The sequence below is a fragment of the Lebetimonas sp. JS032 genome, from assembly GCF_000523315.1.
GTDB lineage: Bacteria > Campylobacterota > Campylobacteria > Campylobacterales > Nautiliaceae > Lebetimonas.
Window position 1 is genome coordinate 11,196 of record NZ_ATHS01000004.1, and the last position, 19,610, is coordinate 30,805.

General features: G+C 33.8%; 23 protein-coding genes. 15 read left to right on the forward strand and 8 right to left on the reverse strand.

Features of this window, described 5'->3' with window-relative positions; genetic code table 11:
• Nucleotides 1-13: 13 nt before the first annotated feature.
• Genes DZ65_RS0109335 through DZ65_RS0109390 form a run of 12 tightly spaced genes read left to right on the forward strand, consistent with a single transcriptional unit; the run spans nt 14 to nt 12,797 of the window.
• A complete protein-coding gene (locus DZ65_RS0109335) occupies nt 14-3,496 on the forward strand; it encodes a complex I subunit 5 family protein (protein WP_024788349.1) in 3,483 nt (1,160 codons plus the stop codon).
• Nucleotides 3,483-4,445, forward strand: coding sequence for a respiratory chain complex I subunit 1 family protein (locus DZ65_RS0109340; RefSeq protein ID WP_024788350.1), 963 nt, complete (start codon nt 3,483-3,485; stop codon nt 4,443-4,445). The genes DZ65_RS0109335 and DZ65_RS0109340 overlap by 14 nt, the downstream gene beginning before the upstream one ends.
• The gene (locus DZ65_RS0109345) at nt 4,442-4,870 is read left to right on the forward strand and encodes an NADH-quinone oxidoreductase subunit B family protein (RefSeq protein WP_024788351.1); all 429 of its coding nucleotides are present in this window, start codon (nt 4,442-4,444) and stop codon (nt 4,868-4,870) included. The genes DZ65_RS0109340 and DZ65_RS0109345 overlap by 4 nt, the downstream gene beginning before the upstream one ends.
• Nucleotides 4,867-5,370: a 4Fe-4S binding protein gene (locus DZ65_RS0109350; RefSeq protein ID WP_024788352.1), complete on the forward strand. Its 504-nt coding sequence runs from the start codon at nt 4,867-4,869 to the stop codon at nt 5,368-5,370. The genes DZ65_RS0109345 and DZ65_RS0109350 overlap by 4 nt, the downstream gene beginning before the upstream one ends.
• The gene (locus DZ65_RS0109355; RefSeq protein ID WP_024788353.1) at nt 5,367-5,882 is read left to right on the forward strand and encodes an NADH-quinone oxidoreductase subunit C; all 516 of its coding nucleotides are present in this window, start codon (nt 5,367-5,369) and stop codon (nt 5,880-5,882) included. Before DZ65_RS0109350 ends, DZ65_RS0109355 begins: the two co-directional genes overlap by 4 nt.
• Nucleotides 5,872-6,951 carry a nickel-dependent hydrogenase large subunit gene (locus tag DZ65_RS0109360; RefSeq protein ID WP_024788354.1) on the forward strand — a complete coding sequence of 360 codons (1,080 nt, stop codon included), beginning with the start codon at nt 5,872-5,874 and terminating at the stop codon, nt 6,949-6,951. The genes DZ65_RS0109355 and DZ65_RS0109360 overlap by 11 nt, the downstream gene beginning before the upstream one ends.
• Before the next feature lie 20 nt (nt 6,952-6,971).
• Nucleotides 6,972-7,493 (forward strand): 4Fe-4S dicluster domain-containing protein, encoded by a 522-nt coding sequence (locus DZ65_RS0109365; protein WP_024788355.1) that lies wholly within the window; start codon nt 6,972-6,974, stop codon nt 7,491-7,493.
• On the forward strand, nt 7,486-7,821 hold the full coding sequence (locus DZ65_RS0109370; protein WP_024788356.1) for a hydrogenase maturation nickel metallochaperone HypA: 336 nt from the start codon (nt 7,486-7,488) through the stop codon (nt 7,819-7,821). The genes DZ65_RS0109365 and DZ65_RS0109370 overlap by 8 nt, the downstream gene beginning before the upstream one ends.
• Nucleotides 7,822-7,823: 2 nt before the next feature.
• On the forward strand, nt 7,824-9,245 hold the full coding sequence (locus DZ65_RS0109375) for a glutamate synthase subunit beta (protein WP_024788357.1): 1,422 nt from the start codon (nt 7,824-7,826) through the stop codon (nt 9,243-9,245).
• A 1-nt stretch (nt 9,246) separates the two neighbouring features.
• Entirely contained in the window at nt 9,247-10,953 is a 1,707-nt protein-coding gene (gene sdhA / locus DZ65_RS0109380) for a succinate dehydrogenase flavoprotein subunit (RefSeq protein WP_024788358.1), read from the forward strand.
• Between the two features lie 10 nt (nt 10,954-10,963).
• Nucleotides 10,964-11,932, forward strand: a complete 969-nt coding sequence (locus DZ65_RS0109385; protein WP_024788359.1) for a succinate dehydrogenase/fumarate reductase iron-sulfur subunit — start codon at nt 10,964-10,966, stop codon at nt 11,930-11,932.
• 1 nt (nt 11,933) lies between these two features.
• Complete coding sequence (locus DZ65_RS0109390; protein WP_024791639.1) at nt 11,934-12,797, forward strand: CoB--CoM heterodisulfide reductase iron-sulfur subunit B family protein; 864 nt, start codon at nt 11,934-11,936, stop codon at nt 12,795-12,797.
• On the opposite strand, the gene DZ65_RS0109395 is transcribed toward DZ65_RS0109390, so the two are convergent.
• The 7 genes from DZ65_RS0109395 to aspS form a co-directional block, all read right to left on the reverse strand.
• On the reverse strand, nt 12,794-13,264 hold the full coding sequence (locus DZ65_RS0109395; RefSeq protein WP_024791640.1) for a hypothetical protein: 471 nt from the start codon (nt 13,262-13,264) through the stop codon (nt 12,794-12,796). The genes DZ65_RS0109390 and DZ65_RS0109395 overlap by 4 nt on opposite strands.
• The gene (locus DZ65_RS10495) at nt 13,254-13,922 is read right to left on the reverse strand and encodes a response regulator (protein ID WP_024788362.1); all 669 of its coding nucleotides are present in this window, start codon (nt 13,920-13,922) and stop codon (nt 13,254-13,256) included. Before DZ65_RS10495 ends, DZ65_RS0109395 begins: the two co-directional genes overlap by 11 nt.
• On the reverse strand, nt 13,910-14,362 hold the full coding sequence (locus DZ65_RS10500) for a competence/damage-inducible protein A (protein WP_051433556.1): 453 nt from the start codon (nt 14,360-14,362) through the stop codon (nt 13,910-13,912). The genes DZ65_RS10495 and DZ65_RS10500 overlap by 13 nt, the downstream gene beginning before the upstream one ends.
• A gap of 7 nt (nt 14,363-14,369) precedes the next feature.
• Nucleotides 14,370-14,633 carry a molybdopterin-binding protein gene (locus DZ65_RS10505; RefSeq protein ID WP_051433557.1) on the reverse strand — a complete coding sequence of 88 codons (264 nt, stop codon included), beginning with the start codon at nt 14,631-14,633 and terminating at the stop codon, nt 14,370-14,372.
• Entirely contained in the window at nt 14,633-15,211 is a 579-nt protein-coding gene (locus DZ65_RS0109410; protein WP_024791641.1) for an adenylate kinase, read from the reverse strand. The genes DZ65_RS10505 and DZ65_RS0109410 overlap by 1 nt, the downstream gene beginning before the upstream one ends.
• A 101-nt stretch (nt 15,212-15,312) precedes the next feature.
• The gene (locus tag DZ65_RS0109415; RefSeq protein WP_024788365.1) at nt 15,313-15,558 is read right to left on the reverse strand and encodes a ferrous iron transport protein A; all 246 of its coding nucleotides are present in this window, start codon (nt 15,556-15,558) and stop codon (nt 15,313-15,315) included.
• Complete coding sequence (gene aspS, locus DZ65_RS0109420; protein ID WP_024788366.1) at nt 15,551-17,311, reverse strand: aspartate--tRNA ligase; 1,761 nt, start codon at nt 17,309-17,311, stop codon at nt 15,551-15,553. The genes DZ65_RS0109415 and aspS overlap by 8 nt, the downstream gene beginning before the upstream one ends.
• A 61-nt stretch (nt 17,312-17,372) precedes the next feature.
• On the opposite strand from aspS, the gene DZ65_RS0109425 reads away from it, so the two are divergent.
• From DZ65_RS0109425 to DZ65_RS11235, 3 genes are read left to right on the forward strand one after another with little or no spacing between them, the layout of a single operon-like run.
• A complete protein-coding gene (locus DZ65_RS0109425) occupies nt 17,373-18,467 on the forward strand; it encodes a mechanosensitive ion channel family protein (RefSeq protein ID WP_024791642.1) in 1,095 nt (364 codons plus the stop codon).
• Nucleotides 18,458-18,640, forward strand: coding sequence for a hypothetical protein (locus DZ65_RS11230; protein ID WP_024791643.1), 183 nt, complete (start codon nt 18,458-18,460; stop codon nt 18,638-18,640). Before DZ65_RS0109425 ends, DZ65_RS11230 begins: the two co-directional genes overlap by 10 nt.
• Nucleotides 18,641-18,684: 44 nt before the next feature.
• Entirely contained in the window at nt 18,685-19,038 is a 354-nt protein-coding gene (locus DZ65_RS11235; protein WP_024791644.1) for a CHAD domain-containing protein, read from the forward strand.
• A gap of 1 nt (nt 19,039) precedes the next feature.
• Here the strand turns inward: DZ65_RS11235 and DZ65_RS0109440 are convergent, their stop codons facing one another.
• Nucleotides 19,040-19,534 (reverse strand): bacterioferritin, encoded by a 495-nt coding sequence (locus DZ65_RS0109440; protein WP_024788368.1) that lies wholly within the window; start codon nt 19,532-19,534, stop codon nt 19,040-19,042.
• Nucleotides 19,535-19,610 lie beyond the last annotated feature (76 nt).

Below are 19,610 nucleotides of genomic sequence, written 5' to 3' on the forward strand. Positions count from 1 at the left end.
TAAAGGAGCAGGAGTGGAAGGCGTAATTTTTTTATTTTTACTTATAATTTTCTCACTCAAGGTTTTTGCTTTGATAAACAGGGAAAATGTAAAAAATTCGTTTATTATTGCAAGCGGTGCTGAAATTTTGTATTTAGGTGTTGCTCTTCTTGGCAGCAGTGCGTTAAGCGCTGTGATTTTGCATCTTGAATATCAGTTTGTATTCAGGATTTTGGCTTTTTTAATGCTGTTTGAATTTTTCAGGTATAAAAATTCGTTTAAACTGAGCGATTTGGCAGGTGTGGGATTTAATAAATGGGGTGTAATTTTCGGTTTTTCAATATTTGGAAGTCTCGGAATTTCATTAATTACATCAAAACAGCTGATTTTAAATTCAATTACAGCTTCTGGAATGTTTGAACTTGGATATTTGATTGTGGCAATCAATATTGTTCAGGCTGTTTATTTAATTTCTATTTTTGAAACAATTGTATTTAAAAAAGGCGAAAGTTTAAAAAATGTAACTAATAAATTGCTTATTTCAATTTTTACGATTGCCGGAATTTTGGTGTTTTTACTTCCGCAGATTTATTTAATACTGCCGGGAAAATTCAGTAATATCAATGCTTACCATATATCATTCGGATTTAATTATCACGGAATAAATGGTATTTTTGCATTGGTGTTTGCTTTTATAATGGCAATGGTTTTTATTTATTCAATAGATTACATAAAAAAATATAAATCTTTTTATTATACTTTTTTAGGACTTTTAACGCTTGCTTTGATAGAAATACCTTTAAGCAGCAGTTTTGAGAGTTTTTATCTTTTTTGGGAGAGTATGACAATAACTTCATATTTATTAATTATGCACTCAAGAAGTGACGAATCAATAAAAGCTGCAAAACTTTATTTTGTTATGTGTATTGCGGGGGCATATTTCTTGCAGTTAGCGTTTTCGCATTATTATTCTTTGGGAATAGAAAATTTTATTGAAATAAAAAGTGTTTCATTAACGGTTGCTATATTAATGCTTATAGGATTTGGGGTAAAAGCGGGTATTGTACCGATTCATCAATGGCTTCCTGTTGCCCATCCGGCAGCACCAAGCAGTATTTCAGCCCCTCTTTCAGGTATTTTAACAAAAGCGGGTATTTTCGGAATTATTGTTTTGGTTTATTTTCTCGGATTTCAAAACAAAATTTTTTCTTATTTATTAATAACAATTGGATTAATAACTCTTTTTTACGGAGAAATTAAAACACTTTATGAAAAAGATATAAAAAGACTTTTTGCTTATTCTACTATTGGTCAAATAGGGGAAATAGTTACTGTTTTGGGGCTTATGAGCACTGCGGCTTTAAGCGGGGCAATTTATCATATAATAAACCATGCCGTTGTTAAAGATTTATTGTTTTTAAGTGCGGGATTGTTGATTTTGAGTGCCGGAAGCAGAAATCTTGAAGATTTAAAAGGGATAGGAAAAAAACTGCCCCTTTTGGCTTTTCCTTTAGGTGTCGGTGTTTTTGCCCTAAGTGCTTTTCCTCCGTTTGGAAATTTTAATTCAAAATTTTTGGTGATATATGCCGCAATGAAACAAAGTAATTATATTGTTGCATTTTCACTTGTAATCGGGGGGCTAATAGGGTTTATTGCAATGCTCAGGGTGTTTAGATATATATTTTTAATGAATCCGCAAAGAGAATTTTCAGATGTTAAGGGAATAAAAGTAGCAGCTGTATATATTTTGGCTTTTGTTTCATTGCTGCTTGGAATTTTTCCTCAAAGCGTTATTGATTTTATAGTAGCGGCCATAAATTCTACATTAAAAATAAATGTTAATTTGCCACATTTCACATTAGAGTTTCCAATAAGTGTTTTGATTATGATAATTGGTGCGATAGTTGTTTATCTGTTTGGAAAAACAAGTAAAACAGCAGGAATTACCGCCGCTTCTTTTTCATTTTTGGCACTTTTAACTGTGTTTGCAGATAAATTCAGTTTTGGCAGCTTTTTTGCAGGTCTTGTTTTGTTTATGGCTGTAATGAATTTTCTTTTTGCTACGAGGTATATGGATCATTCCCATAAGCCTTACAGATTTTTTGCCAATTTTATGATAATGATAGTCGGGATTTTAGGTGTGGCTCTCAGCAAAAATATTTATTCAATGTTTTTTTACTGGGAAATAATGGGCGGATGGGCCTTATATATAGCCCTTGTTCATGAGGAAGATTCATTTTCGATTCAGGAAGCCACAAAATATCTGCTTTATAATTTTACTGGTGCTGGTATAATAATGATAGGTTTAAGTGTTATAATGCAGTATGGAAATGTTATTGATATAATAAAACATATTCCTTTAACAAATGAAGTTATTTTTGCCTTAGTTTTATTAACTATAGGCTTTTTGGCAAAAGCTGCACAACTTCCTCTCAGAATAGATTATCAAATGCACCCAAAACCTGCCCCGACTCCTATAAGCGGATATATTTCTTCTGTTATGTTAAAAACAGGTCCGTTTATGTTTGTAATGGTTATCTATTTGGCTGCAGCCGGTATAAGCGCTTCTAAATTGTTTGTAATAGAAGATATAGGACATTTTGCAGCTGTTGTGGGTGTGATTACCATTATTATGGGGGCAAGCTTCGGACTGCTTACCAATTCAATGAAAAGACTTTTAATTTTCTTAACAGTAGGTGAGATAGGTTATATTTTTGCCGGTGTTTCTTTATTGACCTCCCAGGGACTTGCCGGAGGGCTTTTGCATTTAATAAACCATATGTTTTTTAAAGATTTGCTGTTTTTAAGTGCTGGGGCTATTTTTTATAAGACCGGAATAGATTCGTTAAATGACCTCGGAGGAATTGCAAGAAAAATGCCTATTACTTTTGCAGTGTTTGTGATTGCTGTGTTTTCGACGGCAGGTGTGCCTATGTTCAGCGGTTTTGTATCAAAATGGATAATATATCACGCCTTAATGTCAAAAGGATATGACTTTTTGGCTGTTTTGACAATTTTAGGAAGTGTGATGATTTTATTGGTGTTTGTAAAATTTATGCACAGCGCATATTTTGGAAAAGTAGATAAAAAATTCGAAAATATAAAAGAAGTGGACTGGTATATGAGCCTTCCTATGATAATTCTGGCCGTTTTGAATATTGTTTTGGGAATATTCCCCTATATTGCATTAAAACCTATAAATTTAATTATCCAAAATTTTGGATACAAACCTGTATGCATCACGCTAAGTTCTGTCTGTATGGGCGGAGATGTACTTAATTTATTGACACTTTCCATTTATATATTATTAGCCGTTATAATAGCTTATTTAATGTTTACTTATAATAAAAAAATCAGAAAAACACATATATTTCTATCAGGTGTGAGGGATTTAAGCGACAGGGAACTTCATATCAATGCCAAAAACTTTTATGAAAGTGTCACTGAACTTATAAATGCGATTATTTATATCGTTAAAAAAATATTCGGATTGAAAGGAGGCTATGTTGAGCGCTAATATTATTCATTTTTTAATTTTTCCGGGAGGTTTGTTTGCCCTTTGTTTAGGTGTTTTTATGCTTTCACTCGAGCGAATTGTGGTTGCAAGGCTTCAGGGAAGAATAGGACCTCCTGTTTATCAAAATTTTATAGATGTTATTAAGCTTTTCAATAAAGAAATTCTGGTGCCAAAAGATTCAAAAGAGGCTGTTTTTATTTATGCCCCTTTAATAGGGTTTGCCGGAATATTTGCAATGCTTTATTTTGTACCAATTCCGGGTGTATATGAAGGAACAAATGTAAACAGTGATTTAATTGTGCTTATATATGTAATGGCGCTTCCGGCCATTGCTCATATATTAGGAGGCGGTGCATCAAGTTCCCCTTATGCCGCCATAGCGGTAAACAGGGAACTTAAACTGATGCTTGTGTATGAAATGGTTTTTGTAATAATTTCTTTCAGTATTGCCATTTATGTAGGGGGAGGGGATGTTGTTTTTTCACTTAAAAAAATAATGGAATATCAGCAGCTTCACGGAAGTTTTTTGTTTGACTGGAAATTCTGGCCAGCAGTGATTGCTTTTATAATTTTTGTATTGGCGACCCTCGAGCTGCCTCCGTTTCAGATTGCCCATCATAATGACGCCGATGTAATGGACGGATTTCTGATAGAACACAGTTCAATTCCTCTGGCTATTTACGAAATGACTGATGCAATGAAAATAGTGTTGCTCAGCATAGTTTTTCAAATATTTTTCTTTCCTGTCGCCATAACTGACGATGTGGTTATTAATTTAATCTGGTTTGTTTTAAAAACAGTTGTGTTTGTTATGTTTTTTTCTGTTTTGCATGCAACTTTGCCTAGTTTCAGGATTGATCAGGGATTTAAATTTTTACTTACCGTGCCGACTACACTGGCACTTATTACATTAATATTGGTAATTTTGTCTGTAAAAGGATTAATATGAGTATTATTACAAGAAGTCCTTTTTTATTCAGGATAAATACAGGAAGCTGCAACGGATGTGATGTTGAACTTGCCACAACGGCTATGATTCCAAGATATGATGTGGAAAGACTTGGATGCAGATATACTGGTAGCCCAAAACATGCGGATATACTGCTTGTTACCGGCCCTATAACTGCAAGAAGTAAACCTTATTTAATTGAGGTGCTGGATGAGTTGCCAAATCCTTTTGTGGTGGTTGCTGTTGGAACGTGTCCTACAAGCTGCGGGATTTTCAGGGATTCTTATTCCATAGAGGGACCGCTTGATAAATATGTAAAAGTTGATGTCAATGTGCCGGGATGCCCCCCAAGACCTCAGTCTATTATTGACGGTGTTGCAAAAGCACTTGAAATTTGGAAAGAAAGAATAAGGAATCAAAAATGAGCGGATTTTTAAAAATTGCAATAAGGAATTTGTTAAAAGGCCCTGTAACAGACCCGTATCCTTTCGGAGATACATTTATACCGGATAAGTTAAGAGGTAAATTAAAAGTGGATGCCAAAGCCTGTACCGCCTGCGGGACTTGTGAGGAAGTGTGTCCATCAGGTGCCATACATATAACAAAAAATGAAAATGCATATGTTCATACCACCTGGTATAACACCTGCTGTTTTTGCGGAAACTGTGAGTTTTTCTGTCCGACAGGGGCTATAAAACTTACAAATGATTTTCATACGGCAAATACTGAAGAAGAAAAATACCTTTTTACCACTGTGGCCGTGATTAGTGAAATTAAATGTGAAAGCTGCGGCAGAATGTTTGTGCCTGCAAGCGAAGAATTATTAAAAAGAGCGTATCCCAATGTAGAAGACACAATAAAAAAAATAACAAAACTATGCCCTGAATGCAGAAGAAAAGAGGCGTTTGAAAGGCTTTATAAATGAAAGAAACATTGAAACAAAAAGTAATTACCGAATTAAAAGAGAGAATTACGGGTGAATATTCTTTAAGAGAAGAAACAGATGCAAAAGGAAATATACAAATCTGGCTTAAACTTTTCAACAGAAAGGATATTTTGCATGTTGCACAGGTTATTAAGGATTTCGGCGGAAGATGTGTAATTATAAGCGCATATAAAAAAGACGACCATCATGTACTTGTGTATCATCTGGATATTGACGGAATGCTTGTTAATGTAGAGGTTGAACTTTTTGATGATACAGTTGATTCAATAACCCCTATTCTAAACAGTGCAAACTGGACGGAAAGGGAATTTAAAGAAATGTTTGGAATAAATCTTGTAGGTCATCCAAATCCAAAAAGACTGTTTCTTGATGAAAGTATAGCTGAGGGGATACTCGGGGAATATATGCCTTTGTCTCAGGCGATGAACGGGGCGGCGACTTGTTGTATGTGGGAAAAAATAGAAAGTGAAAGGGAAAAGCATGAGCACTAAAATACCTATAGGCCCTTTTCACATAGGACTGGAAGAGCCTATTTATTTTAAAATAGATTTAGAAGGTGAAACGGTTAAAGATGTAGATATGATAAACGGTTTTGTCCACAGGGGTATAGAATATCTTGCAATGCAGAAAAATTTTTTTCAAAATTTAATTCTTACAGAAAGGGTCTGTTCACTTTGTTCTAACAATCATCCTTTTACTTATGTAATGGCGGTGGAAAAAATTGCCGGTATTGAAGTCAGTAAAAGGGCGAATTATTTAAGGGTTGTGGCGGATGAAGTAAAAAGAATAGCATCGCATATGTTCAATTTAAGTATGCTTGCCCATTTGGTCGGTTTTCATTCTTTAATGACACAGACAATGGAAGCCAGGGAAATTATGCAGGATATCAAAGAATCAATCTGGGGTAACAGAATGGATATGAGCGCAAATACACTTGGAGGTGTTAAATATGACCTCGATGAAGGCCAGATTGAATATATTTTAAGAAGACTTGATGAACTTGAACCTCAGGTGGATGAATTAATGGATATTTATTTTAATCATAAAATTGTAAAAGCAAGGACTGTGGGAGTCGGTGTTTTACCAAAAGAGGATGCTTTGCGTTTAGGTGTTACAGGACCGACTGCCAGGGGAAGCGGTGTTAATAATGACATTAGGGCAAAAGCCCCGTATGCCGCTTATGACGAATTGAAGGTAAATGTTATGTTGGAAGAGAGCGGCGATGTACATGCAAGAACAAAAGTCAGATGGAGAGAAATAAAAGAATCAATAAGGCTTGTAAGAGAAGCTGTAACTAATTTACCGGAGGGTCCTTATGTACTTGATAAAAGACCTCATATTCCTGCCGGCGAAGCAGTAACAAGAACCGAAGCCCCGAGGGGAGAACTTATATATTATCTTAAAGCCGATGGAAGGCAAAAACCCGAAAGGATGAGATGGAGGGTGCCTACATATATGAACTGGGAAGCTCTCAGGGTGATGATTCCGGGCAATAAATTAAGTGATGTTGCTGTAATTTTCAACAGTATCGACCCTTGTATTTCATGTACAGAAAGATAAAATAAAAAGGAGAATTAATAATGGCTAATAAGTTTATTTTTGCTGATCCTAAAAAATGTATAGGATGTTTGAACTGTGAGCTTGCATGTGCGGCTAAACATATGGGTGTTCCCTTTGAAGAAGCTTATGATAAGGCGTTAAACGGGGGAGTTGAATTGATACACAGAAATACTGTTATTAAAATGAACGGAATAACTGCCCCGATGCAGTGTATGCAGTGTGAAGATGCGCCGTGTGTTGAGGCATGCCCTATAGACATTATAAGATATGAAAACAATTATGTAAAAATTTACGAAGACGACTGTATAGGATGTCGAAGCTGTGCGATGGTGTGCCCTTTCGGTGCTATAAATATGGCAAAAAGCAATTCTACAAACGTCAGCGGACTTGTTGCGATTAAATGTGATTTGTGCGGCGGAGAGGAAGGAAAGCAGGCATGTGTAAACATCTGCCCTACTGATGCGATTGAGCTTATAGACTATGATGAATATAAAAAAAGAAAACAACAAAACGCATTTGAAAGATTAAATCAGGATGCATGAGCTATCAATTGTTCAATCTATGATGAAACTTGTTGAAAAACATGCAAAAAACAGAGAAGTTGAAAAAATAGTGGTAAAAATAGGGAAAATGAGCGGGATAGAGCCCTATTTTTTAAAAGAGAGTTTTGATTTTTTCAAAGAAAATACCGTTTGTAAAAATGCCGAAATGGAAATAATAGAAGTAGGTATTAAAATAAAGTGTTTTGAATGTGGAAGTGAGAGTGAAATAAAAGGTTTTGATTTTCACTGTCCTGTATGCGGAAGTGAAAAAACGGAAATAATAAGCGGTGAAGAAATGCATATAGAATATATTGAATTAAAGGAGTAATAATGAAAAAAGATTTTAAAGCGGTTCCTAAAAAAATTCAAAGAAAAAGAGAAGCCAATGAAAGGGTAAAAGATTTTGAACCGGTTTATATTGAGTTTAATGAAGAAGAAGCCGCACAGCAGGCTAAAAGATGTCTTACCTGTCCAATAGATGTTTTAAGGGGGCTTGAGAGTGAATTTAATTTTTGCAGAACAGGATGTCCTCTTAATAATTATATTCCAGAGTGGATAAGAGAAGTAAGACGCGGAAATTTGAAAAAAGCGTTTGAGCTTAGTAACGAAAAATCCCCTTTTCCTGAAATTATGGGAAGAGTGTGCCCGCATGACAGTTTGTGTCAGGGAAATTGCGTATTATCCAAAACAGAACATGGAAGCGTTGCAATAGGTGCTATTGAAGTTTTTATCAGCGAAGAAGGATTTAAAAAAGGATATAAACCGTATTACGGGGAAGATAAAAGAAGAAAAAAAAGGGTTGCGGTTATAGGCAGCGGACCTGCAGGAATGAGTTGTGCCACTTTTCTTTTAAGAGGCGGGGCAAATGTGGAAATTTTTGAAAAATCCGACAGACCGGGAGGGCTTCTGACATACGGTATTCCGAATTTCAAACTTGATAAGGAAGTTGTTTTCAGAAGATTTAAATGGATGCAGGAAGCCGGGCTTAAAATTCATTTGAATTCACCTGTTTTAGAAGAAAAAGATTTTGAAAAAATTGTTAATGATTTTGATGCCGTGTTTATAGGTGTCGGTGCTCCAAGCGGCAGGGGGGCGAGAATGGAAAATGAAAATGCTAACGGTGTTTATCATGTAATGGATATTTTAACAAACGCTCAAAAAAGAGTTTTTCAGGATTTTGACGATTGTGTTTTAAAAGATAAAAGAGTTGTTGTTATAGGCGGTGGTGACAGTGCCATGGATGCAGTAAGAACCAGTGTAAGGGCAGGGGCCAAGGAAGTTTACTGTGTATACAGAAGAGATGAATCCAATATGCCCGGAAGCAAAAAAGAAGTTGTAAATGCAAAAGAAGAAGGTGTAAAATTTAAATTTTACACAGCACCAAAATCTGTAATGGTTGATGAAAATAATAATGTAAAAGGAATTGTGTGTCAGCAGACTGAACTGGGAGAGCCGGATGAGAGCGGAAGAAGAAGGGTCAGAGTTATAGAAGATAGTGATTTTGAAATTATTTGTGATATAATTATATTGGCGTTGGGCTTTGATACCGTTAAATTCCCTTGGTATGAGCATGCCGGTATTGAAACCGACAAATGGGGATGTCCTGTTGTAAATGAAAAATATCAGACAACCAATGAAAAAGTTTTTGCCGGAGGAGATGCAATTAGAGGAGCTGATTTGGTTGTAACAGCCGCAAGAGACGGAAGAGAAGCGGCATTTGGTATATTAGAATATTTAGGCTTAAAGGATTAAAATGATTCCAATTTATAAAAGTGATGTGGTTATAGTCGGGGCTGGACTGGCCGGACTTGCTGCGGCAAGAGAGCTGAGCAGGGCTGGAAAAAATGTAACGGTTCTTACAAAACTTCATCCTCTGCGCTCACACTCAGGTGCCGCTCAGGGTGGAATAAATGCAGCTTTGGCTGATGATGACAAAGTTGAATTTCATATGTTCGACACTGTTAAAGGAAGCGATTATTTAGCAGACCAGGATGCGGTTGAACTGATGTGTTCAAAGGCGCCTGAAACAATCAGATGGATTGAGCGAATGGGTGCGGTTTTCAGTAGAAAAGAAGATGGAAGAATTGCCCAGAGGCCTTTTGGGGGTCAGAGTAAACCGAGGGCATGTTTTGCAAAAGACAGAACCGGACTTACGCTCCTTCAGACCATTTACGAACAGTGTGTGAGAGAAAATGTGTTAATACTTGATGAATGGTATGTTAGCGATATTTTATATGAAAATGGCAAAGCTTACGGAGTTGCGGCTTTTAATATAAGAGATTTAAGTTTTGCCATTTTTAATGCAAAGGCCGTTATGTTTGCAACAGGAGGATATGCAAGGGCTTTTAAAATAAATTCAAACGCACATGCAAATACAGGAGACGGGCTTTCTATATTTGCAAGAAAAGGACTTCCTCTTGAAGATATGGAATTTGTGCAGTTTCACCCTACGGGACTTGCCGGAAGCGGAATATTAATGAGTGAAGCCGCAAGGGGCGAGGGCGGTAAACTGATAAACGGTCTGGGTGAGAGGTTTATGGAAAAATATGCACCTGAAAAAATGGAATTAGCCCCTAGAGATGTGGTAAGCAGGGCTATTATGAAAGAAATAATTGAAGGAAGGGGCGCAAAAGAAGACCATTTTGCCGTATATTTAGATCTCACTCATTTGGGAGAAAAGAAAATACAAGAAAGACTTCCGGAACTAAGGGATTTGGCTTTGACATTTTTAGGCAGGGATATGGTAAAAGAGCCTATTTTAATTTCGGCAACCGCTCATTATTCAATGGGGGGAATACCTGTTGATATCAACGGACATGTCAGAAAATCGACTAATGAATTAAGCGAAGGGCTTTATGCGGCGGGTGAATGCGCATGTGTCAGTGTTCACGGTGCCAACAGGCTTGGGGCGAATTCACTGCTTGAAGCACTCTTTTTTGGAAGATGGGTTGGAAGTAAAATTGCTGAGGATTTAAAGGATATTGCATTTAAAGAGGCAAAAACTTCTGATGCTGAAATAGCTTTGGATGAAGTTGATTTTCTTTTAAATAACAATGGAAATGAGAGAACATCCAAAATAAGGGAAGAGCTGCAGGAGCTTATGAGTACAAAAGTAGGTGTTTTCAGGGAGGAAAAAAATTTAGTTGAGGCAAAAGAAAAAATAAAAGAACTTCGCAATAGATATAAAAATATAAAACTCGATGATAAATCAAAAGCTTATAATACTGACTTGCAAGAAGCAATAGAACTTGGCCATATGCTTGATTATGCACTGTTTATTACTGCCGGCGCAGTTGAAAGAAAAGAAAGCAGGGGGGCACATTTCAGGGAAGATTATCCTAAAAGGGACGATGAAAATTTCTTAAAGCATACATTCGGATATTTAGAAAACGATGACATAAAAATTGAATATGCCCCTGTAAAAATAACAAAATTCGAACCTCAAGAGAGAAAATATTAAAGGGTTGATAATGGAAGTTACTTTAAAAGTTTACAGGTTTAATCCCAAAGAGGATGATAAACCTCATTTTGATAAATATAAACTCGAATTAAGAGAAGATGCAGTTTTATTGGATGCGCTTAATCAAATAAAATGGAAGTTTGACGGAAGCCTCAGTTACAGAAGAAGCTGCAGGCATGGAATATGCGGAAGCTGCGCCGTTAAATTAAACGGTAAAAATGTTTTGGCATGTAAAACGCCGTTAAAAGAAGCAATTGAAAATTTTGGCGAAGTGCTTATAGTTGAACCGTTAAGCAAAAACAAGGAAAAAATTATAAAAGACTTGGTAATAGATAAAAAAGATTTCTGGGATAAAAATAAAAAAGTAAAACCGTATCTTATAGCAAATATAGACGAACATCCAGAAAAAGAAAATTTAGTAAAACCCGAAGAAGTGGAAGCATTGGAAAATGCGGATTACTGTATTGCCTGCGGATGCTGCTTTTATACATGTGGGAGCATAAGCGCTAATAAAGATTTTCTCGGACCTCAGGCTCTTGCCAAAACATATAGGTTTAGTGCTGATGGCAGAGATGAGGCAAAAAAAGAAAGGCTTGAATTTGTTGATAAACTGGGAATTGGAGTGTGGGATTGCGTAAAATGTCAGGCCTGTATAGAGGTTTGCCCTAAGGGAGTGGATCCGTTTACTAAAATCACCCATCTTCACAATCAGATTTTTGAAGAAGGTGTCGCCAAGAAAAATGTGGCCACCAAACATGCAGAAGGATTTGTACATTCTATAAAAAAACACGGTATTTTAGACGAAGGAATGCTTGTTTTATATTCTGAGGGTATTAATGTGGCAAGACATTTGCCTGAAGCTATGGAAATGCTTAAAAAAGGCAAAATAAAATTTCCATGGAATATGCCTAAATCTGAAGGTGTGGAAGAGATTAAAAAATTAGTTGAAATATCACAAACACACGAATTAAAGGGTTAATATGAAATATGCACTTTACACCGGTTGTACAGCTAAAGAATCAACACCCGAACTTTTAAAATCTACTTTACTGGTGGCAAAAACACTGGGTATAGAAATAGAAGTTTTAAATGAGGCCAGCTGCTGCGGGGCCGGACATCTGCAGGATTTTGACGAATTCCTCTCACTGGTAATAAATGCAAGAAATATATGCCTTGCTGAAAAAAGAGGCCTTAAAATGGTAACACTTTGCAATACTTGCCAGCTGATGCTTGAAAACACCAAAAGAAAATTAGATGTTGATGAAAAATTAAAAGAAAAAGTTAATCAGAAACTGGGCGAACTTGGTTATAAATATGTGGGCAATATGAAAATACAGCATTTCTTATATGCTATTTTGGAAGATATAGGATATGAGGAAATTACAAAACATATAAAAAGACCTCTTAATCTAAAAATTGCCCCGTTTTACGGATGTCATATAATAAGACCTTCAAAAACACATGACGGGGATAATTTAAATGAAAACCCTTATAAGCCAAATGCAATAGAGAATCTTATAAAAGTTTTGATGGGTGAGAGTATAGATTATCCTACAAAGCTTAAATGCTGCGGTTTTCATGTTGATTTACAAAATACCCCTGTTAGTGAAAAATTAACTTCTAATATTTTAGAAGATGCTACAAATGCCGGAGCTGAGGCGATTGTTACGCCGTGTCCTTTGTGTCATCTAAACCTTGATGTAAAACAAAGGGCTATTGCAAAAAGGAAAAATAAGGATTTTAATATCCCTGTTCTTCATTTGCCTGAAATGCTGGCTCTTGCTTTTGGATATTCCGCTGAAGAAATAGGGTTAAACCATCATGTAATAGATGTAAAATTTTAAGGCTTTCGCCTTATTTTTTTATCTTTGCATAAATTTTTATTTAATTTAAAAATTTCTTTTATTTTTTCTAAATCTTTTTCTTTTGAATAAATATGTTTGAGCATCAGCTTTTCACAATTGTTGTTTAAATCAATTTCAAATTTTTCAAAAAAATCTTTATAATCACTTAATTTCTTTTTAGCTCTGTAATAATAAACCAAATGAGATAATGATAATAAAAAAACAGCTAAAAAAAATAATATAATCGAAAATATTTTTTTATCTGTTCCATAGGGCACTGCCTGGTAAGTAGCAATAATAAGCATTGCTAAAGAAAAAATAACAGCCCCTATATAATAACTTTTTTGTGAAGTGATTATAAAAAGATAATTATCAAAATTTTTTTCAATTTTAGCTGCTTTATATAAATTATAAAAGCTCATCAATACAATAACTGCACTTGTTAATATTAATATATCATAAAACATGTAATTCCTTAAATTCAATTTTGTAATAATCATTTGGAAAATGAACGGTTTTGATTAAAAATTTTTTATTGTCTATTTTTTCTGTTTTTTCTTTTTTGAAATCAAATTCTATATTAAATTTATCTTCAAATTCTTCTAAATTGTTAATTTTACCAAAAATTTTTTTAAAAGCTTTATTATAGATTATGTTTTGATTATGTTTACAGATACAGATTGGATAATTTTTCTCTTCTATTAAATTTTTTAAAATTTCCAAGTATTCTTTTGTCTCTTTTCTTTCATTGATAATTTTTGCAAATTTTTTTAATGTCTTAAACAGGGAATCTTTAAAAATAGGTTTTGTAAGATATCCGTCAATTCCTATATCAATGGCTTTTTTCATATAATCCATATCTGAAAAAGCGGTAATTACAAGAATTATAATGTTTTTATCTTTTTTTTTGATATATTCGGAAAGTTCCAAACCGGAAATTTCCGGCATTTTAATATCTGTAATTATTAAATCTAAATTATTGTTGTTAAAAATTTCAATAGCTTTTTTTGCATCTTCCGCAATAAAAAATTTATTGAATAAATCTTTAACAAGTAACGAAAAAGCTTCTCTTACCATTTCGTCGTCTTCTACAAAAAGAACGTTTAAATTTTTTAATCCCTGCATTCTTCAAACTTTATATTTTTATTGGCAAGCTCATTTTTAAACCACTCATATACTTCTTTTGCACCATTTCCAGCAAAAGATATTTCACTGGTGTAATCCAGCTTTGGCAAAGTGGAAAATTCGACATTTTTTGGAATGTTATTCATAATATCAAGCATTTCAGATTCTTTTGCATGTGCCAAAAGAGTGTAGCGTTTCTTTTTATTTTTTAAAGGAAAAAATTTATCCAGAGCTTCTATAGTCATAGGATGTGCCATTTCAGGAAATCCCGGCATAAAAAAATATCTGTTGTCAAGAAAAAAACCCGGAAATCCGTTTATAGGATTATTCCAAAGAGGCTTTGCATTTTTAGGCCAGTATGCCAGCGGGTATTTTTTTGAATTATCAACACCCGGGAATTTTTTATCTATTTCTTTTATAAAATCTTTATTATATTCCATTTGGGAATTAGCTAAAAACTTCTGCCGCTAAATTTCTTGTATAATCATCCGGTGTTGCCCCGATACCGCCATAACAGAAAAGATATGAATCGGGGGTGTTTTTAATCAAAAAAAATATGTTTTCAATTAAAAGGGGGTCATCTTTTATAATAAAAGAGGCTTTTAGTTCATATCCTCTTTTTATTAATTCGTCTCTTAAAAATTTAAAATGTTTATCCTCTCTTCTTGCGTTTAGTATTTCCGTCCCTATAATTACCTGAAAAATATTCATTAAATTCCGGCTTTTTCTTTTATTACTTTTTCCATTTCATCAACAATTTCCTCAACTGTTCTCTCACCGTTTATTTTAATAAGTTTATTTTGTTTTGAATAAAATTCTTCTATATCTTTAAGAGGCTCAAGAAACACTTTCATCCTGTTGTTAAATACCTCAGCATTATCATCAGCGCCTCTTGCCCTTCCAAGAACTCTGTCTCTTGCAATTTCTTCACTGACTTCCACTTCTATTACAGCCACTAAATCAATATCTTTAGCAGTTTTTAGCATCTTGTTAAGGGCAATCATTTGTTCTACACTTCTTGGAAAACCGTCGATTAATATTATATCTTTATCTGCTTTTTCAATTGCGCTTTTGATTGTGTTGATAACTATTTCAAGAGGTACTAAATTTCCGTTATCAATATAGCTTTTAATTTTTTTACCAAGTTCGCTTCCGCTTGCAACTTCTGCCCTTAATAAATCACCTGTTGAATAATGCACAATTGTATCCGGATTTCTTTTTGCAATAAGTTCTGCATCCGTTGTTTTTCCGCTTCCAGGCGCACCTATAATTAAAAACAGTTTTTTCATTTTTTTACTCCTTTTATTTTTATGTTTTTTAACTTGTAACTAGGCTATTTGGTAACTCATAACTCATAATTCACAACTCATAATTCATAACTCACCACTCACTATTTAAACATCGGGCATTCAAATTTTTTAACATAAATTTTTTTGCTCATTCCTTTTCCTATGGCAATTTTTCTGCCTTCTATGTCAATTTCGACAGGACCAAAAATTGATTTATTTATAATTTGTCCCATCTGTCCTTTTCTAATACCCAAATCCTGCATTCGGTATTTGAAATTTCCGCATGAATGATCAAATTCTATTATTTTAAAAACATCTCCGTTTTTAAGATCGCTTAATCTAATCATTTTTAGGTTTGTGTATTCTTATATGTAATTCTTTTAACTGGGCTGTTTCCACTTCATTAGGCGCTTCTGTCAGAAGACACTGGGCTTTTTGTGTTTTTGGAAACGCAATTACGTCTCTTATGTTATCAGTATGACGCATTAACATTATAACCCTGTCAAGTCCAAGTGCGAATCCGCCGTGAGGAGGTGCACCGAATTTAAGTGCGTCAAGTAAAAATCCAAATTTTTCCCTTGCTTCAATTTCATTGATACCCAGAAGCTTAAACACCTTTTTTTGGATTTCTTCTTTATGTATACGTATACTTCCTCCTCCGATTTCATAACCGTTTAAGACTAAATCATAAGCAACTGATTTTATATTTTCAAAATTTTCTTCATCCCAAGTCTGCATATTAGGCATGGTAAAAGGATGGTGAAGCGGAGTAGGATTTCCTTTTTCATCTTTTTCAAACATTGGAAAATCAGTAACCCAGACAAATTTAAAATCTTTTTCATCATATAAATTCATCTCTTTTGCTATTTTGGCACGTAGTCTGCCCATATAATCAAGTACCGTTTTTTTATCTCCTGCTCCGAAAAATATTATGTCTCCCAATTGGGGATTAAGTTTAGATATTAATCTTTCAAGTGATTTTTCACTTAAAAATTTTAAAATCGGGCCTTTTAAACCGTCTTCTTTTATTTGAATATATGCAAGTCCCGCTGCTCCGAATTTTCTGACGTAATTTTCAAGCTCTTTTAATTTTTTTCTTGAATAAAAATTATCCCCTCCAGGAATTTTAAGTGCTTTAAATCTGTTTTTGTTTTTATCTTTTGCAATATTGCTGAAAATTTCATTGTTTGAATCAACAAATTCATCTATTACATCAATCATTGCCAAATCGTATCTTAAATCCGGTTTGTCACTTCCGTATTTTTCCATGGCTTCATGATAAGTTATTCTTTCAATCGGCAGATTAACATCAATCCCGGCTACTGCAAAAGCTTCTTTTGTCATACCTTCAATAGTTTTAATTACATCTTCCTGTGTTACAAAACTCATTTCAACATCAACTTGTGTAAATTCCGGCTGTCTGTCGGCTCTGAGGTCTTCATCCCTAAAGCATTTTGCAATCTGATAATATTTGTCAAATCCAGCTACCATTAAAATTTGTTTAAAAAGCTGAGGTGATTGGGGAAGTGCATAAAATTTCCCGGGGTGAACCCTGCTCGGTACTAAATAGTCCCTTGCACCTTCCGGAGTGGATTTGGTAAGAATAGGTGTTTCTACATCAATAAAGCCCACATTGTCAAAATAATCTCTCACGGCTTTTGTGACTTTGCTTCTTAAAACGAATGTTTCTAAATTGTCAGGGTCCCTTAAATCCAAATATCTGTATTTTAATTTAAGTTCCTCATTTACATTTTTATCTCCGATTTGAAAAGGCAAAACTTCGCATGTGTTTTCGATTTCCAAAGAATCAGCTACAACTTCGATTTTTCCAGTTTTAAGTTTTGGGTTTTCAAGACCTTCACCTCTTAATCTTACTTTACCTTTTGTTTTTATTACATATTCGTCTTTTACTTTTTCGGCAACTTTATGAGCCTCAATACTGTCAGCCGGGTCTGCTACTATTTGGATTAATCCGGTTCTGTCTCTGAGGTCTATAAAGATAACCCCTCCGTGGTCTCTGTGTGAATTTACCCATCCTGCCAGTTCCACCTCTTCTCCAATATTCAATTCATTAAGTTCTGCACAGTAGTGGCTTCTCATTAATATCCTTTTTTAAGCGCAATTATATCAAAATGTGCTATAATTTTTTCAAAGGATGCCAATGAACAGCATTTATCTTTTAATTTTTATTGTATTGTTCAATTTATTCTCAATTTTTTTTGTTAAATATATAAAATATTTTATATTCAAGCATAGAAGAAATATCTTTTTTAAACTTTTTTATTCAAGAATTTATAAAATTTCAATACCATTATTGTTGTTGATTGACGGAAATTTTGTTTTTTATTTATTAAAAAATTATAAAATCAAAGAATGGGTTTTTTATTTTAATGTTTTGTTTATAGGCTGGCTGTTTTATGAAATAATCAAATATATTATTTATGTAATAATCGCAATTAATTTATCCCATAAAACCAATGTAAGAAAAGAAGTCTTTAATTTATCTATTCATTTTACAAAACTTTTTATAATTTTAATTATTTTTATTTCAATATTAACCCATTTGGGGGTAAATATTGCGGCTATTGTAACATCTTTGGGTGTGGGCGGCGCTATTATAGGTTTGGCGGCCAAAGGTACACTGGAAAATTTTTTTGATTCTATAAGGGTTATCAGTCAAGATGCCTTTCATCAGGGGGACTGGATAGAAACAAAAGATTTTGAGGGTCTGGTTGCCGATGTAGGCCTTACATCTACACAGGTAAGAACATTTGACAATGCTTTAATAACGGTTCCAAATTCTTTTTTGGCTAACAGTTGGATAAAAAATTATTCCAGAAGGTTTATAGGTAGAAGAATAAAATTTTGGATAAAAATTAAATATTCCACCGATACCGAAGAGATTAAAAGGGTTATTAAAGAAATAAAAAAAATGCTCGAAAAACATCCCGGGATTGTAACAGATAAAAAAATAGAAAACAAACTAAGACGTATTATGTATAAAAAAGCACTTTTTTCCATGGAAGACAAATACGGGATAAGAAAAACGCTGCTTGTGTACTTGGATGAATTTGATGAATATTCTATGAATATTTTGGTTTATGCCTATTCGATAAGTATAAACTGGGAAGAGTGGCTGAGAGTTAAACAGGATGTTTATCTTAGAATATTGAATATAATTGAAAATTCTAAATTAGAGTTAGCCTATCCCATTCAGGAAGTTTTTATTGATAAAAGGGATGAATTATGGAAATAAAAAAATTAATTGATAAATACAAAAAATCAGACAGCGCTAAGATTTTGCATAAATTAAGGGTGGAGGCGAGAAAAGCTCTTTCTAAATTACAAAAAGAAGGTAAAACCGATACGGGGCTTGAAAATCTGCTTAAAAATTCCTCAAAACTCAGGGATACAGATGTATTAAAATAAAAAAATTTCTAAAGAAAAAACATAAAAAATTAAGGGAAAAATTTTTGGAATTTTTGGATAATTTTAAAAGTGAATTGATTAATACTGAACCTGAAAATAAAGTATCGTTGGAAAAGTGTCTTCAAATTTTGAATGAAACTTTTTTAGATAAAGACGATAAAACACTTCATAAAATAAGAATAGAAATTAAAAAATGCAGATATACACATCCTGAATATGAAGATGTTTTAAAATTAATTCAGGATAATTTAGGAAAAGCCCATGATTATTATAACTGCGAAAAATTAAGAAAAAAATTTAATAAAGATACTGGGAAAGTTGTTAAAAAGAAAAACAAATATATAAAAAAAGCGGAAAAAGTAAGAGAAATTTTTGTGAGTGATATTTTCAGTGTTTAAATTATTCTGCAGGCATTCCTGTTTTTTTACTTCTTTCCATTGCCTGCTGGGCCAAATATCTGTCACCGAATTTTTGAAGATTTTCAAATTCTGTTTCGAATGTGTCAAAATGTCTCTCTTCATCTGCAATGATACTTTCAAATAACTGTTTGGTTCCAGAATCTTTTGCATTCGCACATTCAATTGCAAAATCGTTATACATATCTATTGCGTCTTCTTCGCTTTTCATAGCCCATTTCAGCATCTCTTTTGGGTCTCTTATATGTTCTACCTCGTGGGCCGGTTTCATTTCAATTTCACCGCCTACAAATAAAATTCTCTCTGCATATCTTTCAGTATGCAGCATTTCTTCAATTGCCGTTTTTTTAAAAATACCGGCAAGTAAATCATATCCCAAATCATCCAGTATAAAATGAAAATACATATATTGGTGAATTGCACTGAGCTCTTCCCCTACCGCTTTGTTTAATAATTCTATTGATTTGCTTCTGTCCATTTTTTTCTCCTTTTGGTTTTGGAAATTATAACATAAAATTTTAAAAAATAATATTTTTCTGTTAAAATAATTTATT